The sequence below is a fragment of the Delftia sp. WSY_7 genome, from assembly GCF_043104845.1.
In the GTDB taxonomy this organism is placed as follows: domain Bacteria; phylum Pseudomonadota; class Gammaproteobacteria; order Burkholderiales; family Burkholderiaceae_C; genus Comamonas; species Comamonas tsuruhatensis.
In genome coordinates this window covers 30,506-43,925 of record NZ_JBICLB010000055.1, presented here as the reverse complement: position 1 = coordinate 43,925, position 13,420 = coordinate 30,506, and the positions used below count along the sequence as shown (strand labels likewise).

11 protein-coding genes are annotated in these 13,420 nt (G+C 68.0%); 6 read left to right on the top strand and 5 right to left on the bottom strand.

Going from position 1 to position 13,420, the window contains the following annotated elements; all coding sequences use genetic code 11:
* Window positions 1-46 precede the first annotated feature (46 nt).
* A complete protein-coding gene (hyi, locus tag ACF8ME_RS26925; RefSeq protein WP_392419026.1) occupies window positions 47-847 on the bottom strand; it encodes a hydroxypyruvate isomerase in 801 nt (266 codons plus the stop codon).
* A 240-nt stretch (window positions 848-1,087) separates the two neighbouring features.
* On the bottom strand, window positions 1,088-2,878 hold the full coding sequence (gene gcl, locus ACF8ME_RS26920; protein WP_016449782.1) for a glyoxylate carboligase: 1,791 nt from the start codon (window positions 2,876-2,878) through the stop codon (window positions 1,088-1,090).
* A 120-nt stretch (window positions 2,879-2,998) separates the two neighbouring features.
* Between gcl and ACF8ME_RS26915 the strand changes: the two genes are divergently transcribed.
* Entirely contained in the window at window positions 2,999-3,916 is a 918-nt protein-coding gene (locus ACF8ME_RS26915; protein ID WP_016449783.1) for a LysR family transcriptional regulator, read from the top strand.
* Window positions 3,917-3,999: 83 nt separating this feature from the next.
* Here the strand turns inward: ACF8ME_RS26915 and ACF8ME_RS26910 are convergent, their stop codons facing one another.
* The 3 genes from ACF8ME_RS26910 to ACF8ME_RS26900 all read right to left on the bottom strand — a co-directional run bounded on the left by ACF8ME_RS26910 (window position 4,000) and on the right by ACF8ME_RS26900 (window position 7,566).
* Entirely contained in the window at window positions 4,000-5,322 is a 1,323-nt protein-coding gene (locus ACF8ME_RS26910) for a glycerate kinase (RefSeq protein WP_392419025.1), read from the bottom strand.
* Window positions 5,323-5,426: 104 nt separating this feature from the next.
* The gene (locus ACF8ME_RS26905; RefSeq protein ID WP_016452626.1) at window positions 5,427-6,407 is read right to left on the bottom strand and encodes a tripartite tricarboxylate transporter substrate binding protein; all 981 of its coding nucleotides are present in this window, start codon (window positions 6,405-6,407) and stop codon (window positions 5,427-5,429) included.
* 52 nt (window positions 6,408-6,459) lie between these two features.
* Entirely contained in the window at window positions 6,460-7,566 is a 1,107-nt protein-coding gene (locus ACF8ME_RS26900) for a tartrate dehydrogenase (RefSeq protein WP_016449786.1), read from the bottom strand.
* Between the two features lie 124 nt (window positions 7,567-7,690).
* Between ACF8ME_RS26900 and ACF8ME_RS26895 the strand changes: the two genes are divergently transcribed.
* The 5 genes from ACF8ME_RS26895 (at window position 7,691) to ACF8ME_RS26875 (ending at window position 13,402) form a co-directional block, all read left to right on the top strand.
* Window positions 7,691-8,614, top strand: a complete 924-nt coding sequence (locus ACF8ME_RS26895) for a LysR family transcriptional regulator (RefSeq protein ID WP_126312412.1) — start codon at window positions 7,691-7,693, stop codon at window positions 8,612-8,614.
* A gap of 86 nt (window positions 8,615-8,700) precedes the next feature.
* Window positions 8,701-9,378, top strand: a complete 678-nt coding sequence (locus ACF8ME_RS26890) for a GntR family transcriptional regulator (RefSeq protein WP_012204034.1) — start codon at window positions 8,701-8,703, stop codon at window positions 9,376-9,378.
* Window positions 9,375-10,331 (top strand): allantoinase PuuE, encoded by a 957-nt coding sequence (puuE, locus tag ACF8ME_RS26885; RefSeq protein WP_392419023.1) that lies wholly within the window; start codon window positions 9,375-9,377, stop codon window positions 10,329-10,331. The genes ACF8ME_RS26890 and puuE overlap by 4 nt, the downstream gene beginning before the upstream one ends.
* Window positions 10,332-10,337: 6 nt before the next feature.
* On the top strand, window positions 10,338-12,113 hold the full coding sequence (uraD, locus tag ACF8ME_RS26880; protein ID WP_043790720.1) for a 2-oxo-4-hydroxy-4-carboxy-5-ureidoimidazoline decarboxylase: 1,776 nt from the start codon (window positions 10,338-10,340) through the stop codon (window positions 12,111-12,113).
* Window positions 12,110-13,402, top strand: coding sequence for a M20/M25/M40 family metallo-hydrolase (locus ACF8ME_RS26875; RefSeq protein ID WP_313283507.1), 1,293 nt, complete (start codon window positions 12,110-12,112; stop codon window positions 13,400-13,402). Before uraD ends, ACF8ME_RS26875 begins: the two co-directional genes overlap by 4 nt.
* Window positions 13,403-13,420: the final 18 nt, after the last annotated feature.

Below are 13,420 nucleotides of genomic sequence, written 5' to 3'. Positions count from 1 at the left end.
TGTACTCCTTGTCGTTTTTGAAAAGCTGAGAAAACTTTGGCGGCGCTCAGGCGGCGACTGCCGTGCGCACGCTGGTGTGGGCGTCCAGCCAGCCCAGGCCCGATTCGGTATCGCGCGCAGGCTTGTACTCGCAGCCCACCCAGCCCTGGTAGCCGATGCGGTCCAGGTGCGCGAAGAGGAAGGGGTAGTTGATCTCGCCCGTGCCCGGCTCGTTGCGGCCCGGGTTGTCGGCCAGCTGCACGTGGCCAATGCGCGCCAGATGCTTTTGCAGCGTGGCCGCCAGTTCGCCCTCGGTGCGCTGCGCGTGGTAGATGTCGTACTGCACGAAGGCATTGGGCGCGCCCACCTCGTCGAGGATGGACAGGGCCTCGTCCGTGCGGTTCAGGTAGAAGCCGGGAATGTCGAAGGGGTTGATGGGCTCGATCAGCAGGCGCAGATTGGCCGCGCTCAGCGCCGATGCGGCAAAGCGCAGGTTGTCCACGAAGGTGCGGCGCAGCAGCGCGGCATCGGCACCGGCAGGCGCCTTGCCGGCCAGGCAGTTGAGCTGGGGCACGCCCAGCGCATGGCCATAGGTCACGGCCTTGGCCACGCCGGCGCGGAACTCGTCCACACGGTCGGGGAGGCAGGCAATGCCGCGCTCGCCCGCATCCCAGTCGCCGGCCGGCAGGTTGTGCAGCACGATCTGCAGGCCGTGGGCGTCGACGCGCTCCTTGATCTCCTGGACCGTGTGGGCGTAGGGAAACAGGAATTCCACGGCCTCGAAGCCGGCGCGCGCCGCGCGCTCGAAGCGGTCGAGGAAGGGCACCTCGGTGAACAGCATGCTGAGGTTGGCAGCAAAACGGGGCATGTCAGAAGTCTCCGGTAGTCGTTTGGTGGGTTGGGAGCGGCAGGGCACGCAAGGCGCCCGCCGGTAAAAATGCCCAAGGGGCAATGGAAATCGGAACCCCCGATTGCCTGCACCGCCCGCAATGCAGGCATTGGCGCAGCACCAGCCGGGGATGCCAGGCAAGGGCCGCCCCGCAGCGATGGCATCGTCCCCCTCCGAAGAGAGGGGGAAGCGGCGCAGCCGCTCAGGGGGTGCCTTGCTTCAGTCCAACAGGGCCAGGGCGCTGGGCACGTCGGCAGGCGCTGCGGCCAGATCCTCGAACTCGATCACGTTGTCGATCTCGGCGCCCATGGAGATGTTGGTCACGCGCTCCAGGATGACCTCGACGACGACCGGCGTGCGGTGCTCGGCCATCCAGGCCTCGGCCTGCTGCATGGCGGGCGCGAAGTCCTCGGGACGGTGCACGCGGATGGCCTTGCAGCCCAGGCCCTCGACCACCTTGACGTGGTCCACGCCATAGCCCTTGGACTCTTCCTTGTCGTCGACATTGATGTTGTCGAAGGCCAGTTGCACGCAGTAGTCGATGGAGAAGGCGCGCTGCGCCTGGCGGATCAGGCCCAGGTAGCTGTTGTTGACCAGCACATGGATGTAGGGCAGCTTGAACTGCGCGCCCACGGCCAGCTCCTCGATCATGAACTGGAAGTCATAGTCGCCCGACAGCGCCACGATCTTGCGGGCCGGGTCGGCCACGCGCACGCCCAGGGCGGCCGGAACGGTCCAGCCCAGCGGGCCGGCCTGGCCGCAGTTGATCCAGTTGCGCGGCTTGTAGACATGCAGGAACTGCGCGCCGGCAATCTGCGACAGGCCGATGGTGGAGACGTAGCAGGTGTCCTTGTCCAGGCTGCGGTTCATGCACTGGTAGACACGCTGCGGCTTCATGGGCACGTTGTCGAAATTGGTCTTGCGCAGGTACTCCACATTGTTCTTGCGGGCCTGGCATTCGGCCACCCAGCCGCTGCGGTCCTTCAGGCGGCCAGCCGCCTTCCACTCGCGCGCCACCTCCACGAAAAGCTGCAGCGCCGCGCCGGCATCCGAGACGATGCCGTAGTCGGGCGCGAACACGCGGCCGATCTGCGTGGGCTCGATGTCCACGTGCACGAACTTGCGGCCCTTGGTGTAGACCTCGACCGAGCCCGTGTGGCGGTTGGCCCAGCGGTTGCCGATGCCCAGCACGAAGTCGGAGGCCAGCATGGTGGCATTGCCGTAGCGGTGGCTGGTCTGCAGGCCGCACATGCCGGCCATCAGGCGGTGGTCGTCAGGGATGGTGCCCCAGCCCATCAGCGTGGGAATCACGGGCACGTCCAGCAGCTCGGCAAACTCCACCAGCAGCTCGGACGCATCGGCATTGATCACGCCGCCGCCCGAGACCAGCAGCGGACGCTCGGACTCGTTGAGCATGGCGATGGCCTTTTCCACCTGCTTGCGCGTGGCGGCAGGCTTGTAGACAGGCAGGGGCTCGTAGGTATCGATGTCGAACTCGATCTCGGCCAGCTGCACGTCGATGGGCAGGTCGATCAGCACGGGGCCGGGGCGGCCCGAGCGCATCAGGTGGAAGGCCTGCTGGAAGGCGCGCGGCACCTGGGCCGGCTCCAGCACCGTGGTGGCCCACTTGGTCACGGTCTTGGCGATGGAGGCAATGTCCACGGCCTGGAAATCTTCCTTGTGCAGACGCGAGCGCGGCGCCTGGCCCGTGATGCACAGGATCGGAATCGAATCCGCGCTGGCCGAGTACAGGCCCGTGATCATGTCCGTGCCGGCCGGGCCGCTGGTGCCGATGCACACGCCGATGTTGCCGGCCACGGCGCGGGTGTAGCCCTCGGCCATGTGGCTTGCGCCTTCGACGTGGCGCGCCAGGATATGGCCTATGCCGCCATGGTCCTTGAGCGCTGCGTACAGCGGGTTGATGGCGGCACCGGGAACGCCGAATGCGACGGTGACGCCTTCTTTTTCCAGCACGCGGACTGCGGCTTCGATTGCTTTCATTTTCGCCATGGAGGTCTCCTTCAAACTGGAGACAACTCTAGGCAGACGGGCCTGTTGGCGGAACGCCTGCACAGACCATAAAATTTATTCCGTGCAGGAATAACTATCAATGAAAAAGGAGACAGCACCATGGACAGACTCGATGCCATGCACATGTTCGTGCGCGTGGTGGAGACCGGCAGCTTCACCAAGGTCGCGCACGAGTTCGCCACCACCCAGCCCACGGTGACCAAGCAGGTCGCGGCCATGGAGACGCGCCTGAAGGTGCGCCTGCTCAACCGCAACACGCGTGGCGTGAGCCTGACCGAAGCGGGCGCGCTGTACTACGAGAAATGCAAGACCATCGTCAACGACGTGGCCGAGGCGGACAAGGTGGTGCAGGTGCGACAGACCCAGGTGCAGGGCCAGCTACGCATCGGCAGCTCGGTGGCCTTCGGCCGGCGCGTGCTGATCCCGCTGGCGCTGGAGTTCATGACGCACAACCCCCAGGTGCAGATCGACCTGAGCTTCGAGGACCGCTACACCGACCTGGTGGCCAACGGCATCGACGTGGCCCTGCGCCTGGGCAAGCTGGCCGACTCCAGCCTGGGCGCACGCACCCTGGGCGTGAACCCCTGGGTACTGGTGGCCTCGCCCGCCTACCTGCGCAAGCGCGGCACGCCGCGCCGCCCCTCCGACCTCAAGGAACACGCCACGCTGATCTACAGCAGCGTGCAGGGCAACGACCTCTGGCGCCTGCGCAACGCCAGCGGCGAGCCCGTGTCCGTGCCCGTCACCGGCCGCCTGCGCTCCAACAACCTCTCGGCCCTGCTGGCGGCCTCACGCTCGCACATGGGCATCGCCGCCCTGCCCCGCTACGTGGCCCACGACTCGCTGCAGGCCGGCCGCGTGGTCGAAGTCCTCAAGACCTGCCGCCTGCCCGAGCAGGAAATCCACGCCGTCTACCCCTCGCCACGCCTGGTGCCGCAGAAGGTGCAGTCCTTCATCGCCTTCCTGCAGGGGCGGTTCGATGCCGAATGGTGGGAGACGCTGCCGCGCGGGGCGTGAGCGCCTGAAGCAAGCGAGCCTGAAACAAGTGGCCGGGCGCACGTCCCGGCCTCGAAAAACAACCACCCGGCAGGGACAAAAACCTAAAGAACCAGAATCGCCCGGAAGTCATTCACGTTGGTATGCGTGGGCCCCGTCACCACCAGATCCCCCAGCGCATCAAAGAACCCATACGCATCATTGCGGTCCAGGTACTCGGCAATCCGCATGCCCTGGGCCTGGGCCCGCGCCAGCGTATCCGGCGACACGCGCGCTCCCGCGTTGTCTTCCACGCCATCGATGCCATCGGTATCGGCCGCCAGCGCCCAGACCTTGTCCTGCCCCTGCAGGGCCTGGGCCAGGCCCATGCAGAACTCGCCCGCGCGGCCGCCGCGCCCCTTGGGCGTGCCGGCCGGGCGCTGCCGGATGGTGACCGTAGTCTCGCCGCCGGACAGGATCACGCAGGGCTTTGCAAACGGCTGGCCGTGGCGGGACACGGCGCGCGCCAGGGCGGCGTGGACCTTGGCGACTTCGCGCGATTCGCCCTCGATCTCGTCGGACAGCACATGGGCGCGCAGGCCTGCGGCCTCGGCCACGCGTGCGGCCGCCTCCAGCGAGTGCTGGGGCGTGGCGATCATGTGGACCTCGTGGCCGTCGAAGCGCGCGTCGCCGGGCTTGGGGGTTTCCAGCTCGCCCGCCTCCAGCGCGCGGCGCACGGATTCAGGCACGTCGATGCGGTAGCGCGCGAGGATGGCCAGCGCGTCGGCGCAGCTGCTGGCATCGGGCACGGTGGGGCCGCTGGCGATGATGGAGGGGTCGTCGCCCGGCACGTCGCTGATGGTCAGCGTGACCACGCGCGCGGGCGCGCAGGCCGCGCCAAGGCGCCCGCCCTTGATGCACGACAGGTGCTTGCGCACGCAGTTCATCTCGCCGATGGCGGCGCCGCTTTCCAGCAGGGCGCGGTTGATGCGCTGCTTTTCCTCCAGGTCGATGCCTTCGGCCGGCAGGGTCAACAGGGCCGAGCCGCCGCCCGAGATCAGGCACAGCACGAGGTCGTCCTCGGTCAGCCCTTCGGTCAGCGCGAGGATGCGTTCGGCGGCGGCCAGGCCTGCCGCATCGGGCACGGGGTGGGCGGCCTCGACCACCTCGATGCGCTGCGCCAGCCCTTCGGGGCGCGGCGGGATGTGGCCGTAGCGTGTGACCACAAGGCCGGACAGCGGCGCGTCCGCTGGCCACAGCGCCTCCAGCGCCTGGGCCATGGAGCCGCCGGCCTTGCCCGCGCCCAGCACAACGGTGCGGCCCTTGGGAGGCTTTGGCAGGCATTGGGCCATGCTGTACAGGGGCTGCGCATCCTTGACCGCAGCGCGGTAGAGGTCGAGCAGAAAGGCTTGGGGATCGGTGAGGTGCAGGTCCGTGGTGCTGGTCATGGTGTGTTGTCTCCGCCGGGCATTATGGAATTTCCTGCGCCGGCGGTGGCATGCGGTCAAGTCACAACTGATTCGCCCGGCCTCGTTCCTCGCGCCAACTCAACTCAATCCAGGGCCACCTTGGCGTCCTTGACCAGCCTGGCGAAGCGGTCGGTGTCGTCGCGGATCTGGCGCGCCATCTGCTCCGGCGATCCGCCGATGGGCTCGGCGCCTATCTCCTCCATCTTCCTGCGGAATTGCGGGGACTCGATGATGCGGTTCATGTCCGCGCCCAGCCGCGCCAGTACCTCCCTGGGCGTGGCGGCCGGTGCCAGCACGCCGAACCAGGTGCCCATGTCGAAGCCCTTGAGGCCGGCCTCGTCCAGCGTGGGCACATCGGGCAGGGCCACCGAGCGCCGGGCCGTGGTCACGGCCAGCGCGCGCAGCTTGCCGGCCTTGATGTGGGGCAGCACAGGCGTGACGGTATCGAAGGACATGGCGATCTGCCCGCCCAGCAGATCCGTGGTCAGCGGCCCGCTGCCCTTGTAGGGCACGTGCAGCAGCTGCACGCCGCCCATGGACTCGAACTGCGCGCCGATCAGGTGCTGGCCCGTGCCCGCGCCGTTGGAGCCATAGGCCAGCTTGCCGGGCTGGGCCCGGGCCTGGGCCAGCAGCTCCTGCACGGTTTTGGCGGGCACCTGCGGATGGACCACCAGCACATTGGGGACCACGGCCACCACGGTGATGGGCGCCAGGTCCTTCTGGAAGTCATAGCCCAGCCTGCGGTAGACGCTGGTGGCAATGGTGTGGTGCACGGCTCCCATGAGCAGGGTGTAGCCGTCAGGTTTCGCCTTGGCCACATGGTCGGCGCCCAGGGTGGCGCCCGCGCCGGGGCGGTTTTCCACGACCACGGGCTGGCCCAGACTCTTGGACAGCTCCTGGCCCAGCGCGCGCGCCAGCACATCGGTGGTGCCGCCTGCGGGAAACGGCACGATGAGGTTGACGGGGCGCGCCGGCCAGGCCTGGGCCCAGGCCGAAGACATGGCGGCTGGAATGGCGGCGGCGGCCAGCGCGCACGCTGCGGCAACCCTGGTGATGCGGTTCATGGCTTGTCTCCTGTCTGTTCTGTTGTTTGTCATCGGACCATGCAGCGCGCGCTCAGGCTGGCACGGGCTCGGCCTGGGCCTCGGCGGTCTGCGCGCGCAGCCGTGCGCAGACCGCGTCGGTGACCTGCCGCGTGGTGGCCTTGCCGCCCAGGTCACGCGTGTGCAGCGAGGCATCGGCCGTCACCTGCTCCACGGCCTGCATCAGCCGCTGCGCGGCACGGTGCTCGCCCAGGTGCTCCAGCAGCATCACGCAGCTCCAGAAGGTGCCCACGGGGTTGGCCAGGCCCTGGCCCATGATGTCGAAGGCCGATCCGTGGATGGGCTCGAACATGCTGGGGTAGCGGCGCTCCGGATCGATGTTGCCCGTGGGCGCAATGCCCAGGCTGCCGGCCAGCGCGGCCGCCAGGTCGCTGAGGATGTCGGCATGCAGGTTGGTGGCAACCAGGGTGTCCAGCGAGGCGGGGCGGTTGACCATGCGCGCCGTGGCCGCGTCCACCAGTTCCTTGTCCCAGCGCACGTCGGGAAACTCGGCGGCCACCTGCACCGCGATCTCGTCCCACATCACCATGGCGTGGCGCTGGGCGTTGGACTTGGTGATCACCGTCAGCAGCTTGCGCGGCCGCGACTGCGCCAGGCGGAAGGCAAAGCGCATGATGCGCTCCACGCCCGCGCGGGTCATCATGCTCACGTCGGTGGCCACCTCGATGGGATGGCCCTGGTGGGCGCGGCCGCCCACGCCCGCGTATTCTCCTTCGGAGTTCTCGCGCACGATGACCCAGTCCAGGTCCTCGCGTGCGCAGCGCTTGAGCGGCGCATCGATGCCGGGCAGGATGCGCGTGGGCCGCACATTGGCGTACTGGTCGAACCCCTGGCAGATCTTCAGGCGCAGGCCCCACAGCGTGACATGGTCGGGAATGTGCGGGTCGCCGGCCGAGCCGAACAGGATGGCGTCCTGGCCGCGCAGCGCGTCCAGCCCGTCGGCCGGCATCATCTCGCCGTGCGCGCGGTACCAGTCGCCGCCCCAGCCGAAACTGGTGAAGGCAAAGCCCAGGCCGGGCTGGGTTTCGGCCAGCGCCTGCAGCACCTCCTGCCCTGCGGGCACCACTTCCTTGCCGATGCCATCGCCGGGAATGCAGGCGATGCGGTATGTCTTTGTCATGAAGGCTCCTTGGATTGCGGTGGATGAAGCGCCATGCGGATCCATGGCCTTGTCCGTGAATCTATCGATGGAACAACGCCGCGCGCGCCTCTAGAGTGATGGCATCGTTCACTTTGATTCAACAATGAGCACACCCGTCTCGGCGCCATCGGAGATGGCTTTCTTCTGCCTGCTGGCCCGCAGCGCCAGCCTGTCGGCCACGGCCCGCGAGCTGGGCATCACCACGCCGGCGGCCAGCAAGCGCCTGTCCCAGATGGAGACGCGGCTGGGCGTGCAACTGGTCAGCCGCACGACGCGGCGCCTGGGCCTGACCGATGAGGGCCAGACCTACCTGGCCCATGCGCGGCGCATCCTGGACGACATTGCCGCCATGGAGCAGGCCGTGGCCGGCATGCCCGGGCAGCCGCAGGGCCTGCTGCGCATCAATGCGACGCTGGGATTCGGGCGCAGCCATATCGCGCCGCTGATCGCCAGCTTCGTGCGCAGGCACCCGCAGATCCAGGTGCAGCTGCAGCTGTCGGCCTCGCCGCCGCCCCTGGTCGATGACAGCTTCGACCTGTGCATACGCTTTGGCGAGCCGCCGGACGCGCGCGTCATCGCGCGGCGCCTGGCGCCCAACCGGCGGCTGCTGTGCGCGTCTGCCGCCTACCTGGCGCGGCGCGGCACGCCGGCCACCCCGCGCGAGCTGATGCAGCATGACTGCATCGACATCCGCCAGGGCGACGACGCCCACGGCGTCTGGCGCTTCACCCACAACGGCCCCGGCCGCAAGACCGAAGCCATCCGCCTGCGCGACAGCCTGAGCACCAACGATGGCGAGATCGCCGTGGGCTGGGCCCTGGCCGGCCTGGGCATCGTCATGCGGGCCGAATGGGATATCGCCCGCTACCTGCGCAGCGGCCGCCTGGTGCAGGTGCTGGCCGACCATGCCACGGCACCGGCCGACATCCATGTGGTCTATCCGCAGCGGCATGCGGCAACCCAGCGCGTGCAGCGCTTTGTCGAGCACCTGGCGCGGCACTTCGATACGGCCGCGCCCGGTTTCTGAAAAGGGATGCCGTATGCGGGGAAACGCCAATAAGCAGTAGACAGAAACTGTATACAACTCTTGTGGCCAGCCGCTATGATGGCCGGATGGAGACTTCCACCACCAGTTTCATTGTCGAGAGCCTGACCCGGGCCATCGTCGAACACCGTCTTCTGCCCGGCACCAAGCTGGCCGAGCAGAAATTGGCAGACCATTTCGGCGTCTCGCGCACCCTGGTGCGCCAGGCGCTGTTCCAGCTGTCGCAAAACCGCCTGATCCGGCTCGAACCCGCGCGCGGGGCCTTCGTGGCCACGCCCTCGGTGGACGAGGCGCGCCAGGTCTTCGCCGTGCGCCGCATGCTCGAGGCCGAGATGGTGCGCGCCTTCATCGCCCAGAGCACGCCGGCCAAGATCCGCGCGCTGCGGCAGCACGTGGCGGCCGAGAAAAAGGCCATGGACGGCAACGACGTCGGCCAGCGCACCGAGCTGCTGGGCGACTTCCACGTGCGCATGGCCGAACTCATGGGCAACGAGGTGCTGGCCCAGCTGCTGGGCGAGCTGATCTCGCGCTGCGCGCTGATCACGCTGATGTACCAGTCCAGCACGGCCGCCGAGCATTCCCATGACGAGCATGCCGAAATCGTCACTGCCCTGGCCGGCGGCGACGCCGACCACGCCGTGCAGCTCATGCAGCAGCACCTGGACCACGTGGAAGCCGGCCTGACCTTCGACCGCGACATGCCGACCAGCGATCTTTCGATGGCCCTTTCCTCCGTATCCGCATGACCTACGACGCCACTGCCCCCTATCCCCGCGACCTGATCGGCTACGGTCGCACGCCCCCGCACGCCCGCTGGCCCGGCCAGGCCCGCGTGGCCGTGCAGTTCGTCCTCAACTACGAAGAGGGCGGCGAGAACTGCGTGCTGCATGGCGATGCCGCCAGCGAGCAGTTCCTGTCCGAAATGTTCAATCCGGCCGCCTACCCCGAACGCCACATGAGCATGGAAGGCATCTACGAGTACGGCTCGCGCGCCGGTGTCTGGCGCATCCTGCGCGAGTTCGAGAAGCGCGGCCTGCCGCTGACCGTGTTCGGTGTGGCCACGGCCCTGCAAAAGCACCGCGAGCTGGCCCAGGCCTTCCACGAGCTGGGCCATGAAGTGGCCTGCCACGGCCTCAAGTGGATCCACTACCAGAACATTCCCGCCGAGGTCGAGCGCGAGCACATGCGCCAGTGCATGGAGATCTTCGGCGAGCTGTATGGTCACGATGGCGACCACGGCCTGGGCTGGTACACGGGCCGCGACAGCCCCAACACCCACCGCCTGGTGGCCGACGACGGCCGCTTCGCCTATGACAGCGACTACTACGGCGACGACCTGCCCTTCTGGATGAAGGTCGGCAAGAGCGACGGCAGCACCCGCAGCCAGCTCATCGTGCCCTACACGCTGGACTGCAACGACATGCGCTTCGCCCTGCCCCAGGGCTACTCGCACGCCGACCCGTTCTTCCAATACCTGAAGGACACGTTCGACGCCCTCTACGCCGAGGGCGATCCGGCCGGCGATGACTCCCCCAAGATGATGAGCATTGGCATGCACTGCCGCCTGCTGGGCCGCCCCGGCCGCATCACGGCACTGCAGCGCTTTCTGGACCACATCCAGCGGCACGACAAGGTCTGGGTCTGCCGCCGCATCGACCTCGCGCGCCACTGGGCGCACCACCATCCCGACAAGGAATAACGCAGCATGGCTCTGACGCTGGAACAACTCAATGCCGCCGACCTGGCCACCGCCACAGGTCTGCTCGACGGCCTGTACGAACACTCGCCCTGGATTGCCGAGGCCGCGCTGGCCCAGCGCCCCTTCCGCTCGCTGGCACAGATCAAGTACGCCATGGCCCAGGTGCTGGACAAGGCGCCGGTGCAGGCCAAGCTCGACCTGATCCGCGCCCACCCGGAGCTGGCCGGCAAGGCCATGGAGACCAACACGCTCACGGCCGAATCCACCAACGAGCAGAACAAGGCCGGCCTGACCCGCTGCACGCCCGAGGAGCTGGAGCACATCCGCAAGCTCAACGCCGAGTACGGCAAGCGCTTCGGCTTTCCCTTCATCCTGGCCGTGCGCGGTCCGCGCGGCGCGGGCCTGGCCAAGGCCGAGATCATCGAGACCTTCGAGCGCCGCCTGCACAACCACCCCGACTTCGAGCTGGGCGAGGCGCTGCGCAACATCCACCGCATTGCCGAGATCCGCCTGAACGACAAGTTCGGCTACACGCCCGAGCTGGGCAACGATGTCTGGGACTGGCAGGAAAAGCTGGCCCAGCACAGCGACCCCGGCTATGCCGAAAAGGGCCAGCTCACCGTCACCTACCTCACCGACGCCCACCGCGCCTGCGCCCAGCGCATCAGCCACTGGATGCGCGACTGCGGCTTCGACGAGGTCGAGATCGACGCCGTGGGCAACGTCGTGGGCCGCTACAAGGCGGCCACCGAGGACGCCAAGACCCTGCTGACCGGCAGCCACTACGACACCGTGCGCAACGGCGGCAAGTACGACGGCCGCCTGGGCATCTTCGTTCCCATGGCCTGCGTGCGCGAGCTGCACCGCCAGGGCAGGCGCCTGCCGTTCCACATCGAGGTCGTGGGTTTTGCGGAAGAGGAAGGCCAGCGCTACAAGGCCACCTTCCTGGGCTCGGGCGCATTGATCGGCGACTTCAGGCAGGAATGGCTGGAGCAAAAGGACGCCGACGGCATCACCCTGCGCGAGGCCATGCAGCATGCCGGCCTGTGCATTGACGACATTCCGAAGCTGCAGCGCGATCCGGCCCGCTACCTGGGCTTCATCGAGGTGCACATCGAACAGGGCCCGGTGCTCAACGAGCTGGACATCCCGCTGGGCATCGTCACCTCCATCAACGGCAGCGCGCGCTACATCTGCGAGATGATCGGCATGGCCAGCCACGCCGGCACCACGCCCATGGACCGCCGCCGCGATGCCGCCTGCGGCGTGGCCGAGCTGGCGCTGTACATCGAAAAGCGCGCCGCGCGCGACGGCACCTCGGTGGCCACCATGGGCCAGCTCAATGTGCCCAGCGGCTCGGTCAACGTGGTTCCCGGCCGCTGCCAGTTCAGCCTGGACCTGCGCGCGCCCACCAACGAGCAGCGCGACGCCATGGTGGCCGACATCCTGGCCGAGATCGAGGCCATCGCCCAGCGCCGTGGCCTGCGCTACAGCACCGAGCTGGCCATGAAGGCCGCCGCCGCCCCCAGCGCCCCCGAATGGCAGCAGCGCTGGGAAGCCGCCGTGGACGCCCTGGGCGTGCCCCTGTACCGCATGCCCAGCGGCGCCGGCCACGACGCCATGAAGCTGCATGAAATCATGCCCCAGGCCATGCTGTTCGTACGCGGCCTGAACGCCGGCATCAGCCACAACCCGCTGGAAAGCTCCACCGCCGACGACATGCAACTGTCCGTCGATGCCTTCTCCCACGTACTGAACCAACTGGCCCAAGAGCAGCAATGACCAACATGAACCAAGACAAGCAAGCCACCTACGCCGCCCTGGACGCCTGGATCGACCAGCATTTCGATGAAGAGGTGCAATTCCTGCAGGCCCTGGTCCAGGTTCCGACCGACACCCCGCCCGGCAACAACGCCCCCCACGCCGAGCGCACGGCCGAGCTGCTCAAGACCTTCGGCTACGAGGCCGAGAAGCACACCGTGCCCGAGGCCGAGGTCAAGGCCTACGGCATGGAATCCATCACCAACCTGATCGTGCGCCGCCCCTACGGCAGCGCAGGTGACGCCGGCGGCGGCCTGACCATTGCGCTGAACGCCCACGGCGACGTGGTGCCGCCCGGCGAGGGCTGGACCCAGGACCCCTATGGCGCCGCCATCGAGGACGGCAAGCTCTACGGCCGCGCCGCCGCCGTGAGCAAGAGCGACTTCGCCACCTTCACCTACGCCGTGCGTGCGCTCGAAGCCGTGGCCAAGCCCTCCAAGGGCGCGGTGGAACTGCACTTCACCTATGACGAGGAATTCGGCGGCATCCTGGGCCCCGGCTGGCTGCTGGCCAACAACCTCACCCAACCCGACCTGATGGTCGCGGCCGGCTTCAGCTACGAAGTCGTCACCGCCCACAACGGCTGCCTGCAGATGGAAGTGACCGTGCAGGGCAAGATGGCGCACGCCGCCGTGCCCCACACGGGCGTGGACGCGCTGCAGGCCGCCGTGGTGCTGATGAACGCGCTGTACGCCGAGAACACCAAGTACCAGCAGGTGACCTCCAAGGTGCCGGGCATCAAGCACCCCTACCTGAACATCGGCCGCATCGAAGGCGGCACCAACACCAACGTGGTGCCCGGCAAGGTCGTGCTCAAGATCGACCGCCGCATGATCCCCGAGGAGAACCCCGCCGAGGTCGAGGCCAGCATCCGCGCCGTCATTGCCCAGGCCATTGCCGACTTCAACGCCAACGGCGGCTACACGGGCGAGGATGCCGTGCGCGTGGACATCAAGCGCCTGCTGCTGGCCAATGCCATGACGCCGCTGGCGGGCAACAAGCCCCTGGTGGACGCCATCCAGGCCCATGGCGAAGCCGTCTTCGGCGAAAAGCCCCCGGCCGTGGGCACGCCGCTGTACACCGACGTGCGCCTGTACGTGGAGCGCGGCATTCCCGGCGTGATCTACGGCGCCGGCCCGCGCACCGTGCTGGAATCCCACGCCAAGCGCGCCGACGAGCGCCTGGTGCTGGAGGACCTGCGCCGCGCCACCAAGGTCATCGCGCGCATGCTGTGCGACCTGACGGCCTGACCGCCTGACGGCCCGCAT

Coding starts and splice junctions, on each gene's coding strand:
- ACF8ME_RS26905 (WP_016452626.1), bottom strand. CDS start 6,407: ATGAACCGCATCACCAGGGTTGCCGCAGCGTGCGCGCTGGCCGCCGCC.
- ACF8ME_RS26895 (WP_126312412.1), top strand. CDS start 7,691: ATGAGCACACCCGTCTCGGCGCCATCGGAGATGGCTTTCTTCTGCCTG.
- ACF8ME_RS26875 (WP_313283507.1), top strand. CDS start 12,110: ATGACCAACATGAACCAAGACAAGCAAGCCACCTACGCCGCCCTGGAC.
- uraD (WP_043790720.1), top strand. CDS start 10,338: ATGGCTCTGACGCTGGAACAACTCAATGCCGCCGACCTGGCCACCGCC.
- hyi (WP_392419026.1), bottom strand. CDS start 847: ATGCCCCGTTTTGCTGCCAACCTCAGCATGCTGTTCACCGAGGTGCCC.
- ACF8ME_RS26900 (WP_016449786.1), bottom strand. CDS start 7,566: ATGACAAAGACATACCGCATCGCCTGCATTCCCGGCGATGGCATCGGC.
- ACF8ME_RS26915 (WP_016449783.1), top strand. CDS start 2,999: ATGGACAGACTCGATGCCATGCACATGTTCGTGCGCGTGGTGGAGACC.
- puuE (WP_392419023.1), top strand. CDS start 9,375: ATGACCTACGACGCCACTGCCCCCTATCCCCGCGACCTGATCGGCTAC.
- ACF8ME_RS26890 (WP_012204034.1), top strand. CDS start 8,701: ATGGAGACTTCCACCACCAGTTTCATTGTCGAGAGCCTGACCCGGGCC.
- gcl (WP_016449782.1), bottom strand. CDS start 2,878: ATGGCGAAAATGAAAGCAATCGAAGCCGCAGTCCGCGTGCTGGAAAAA.
- ACF8ME_RS26910 (WP_392419025.1), bottom strand. CDS start 5,322: ATGACCAGCACCACGGACCTGCACCTCACCGATCCCCAAGCCTTTCTG.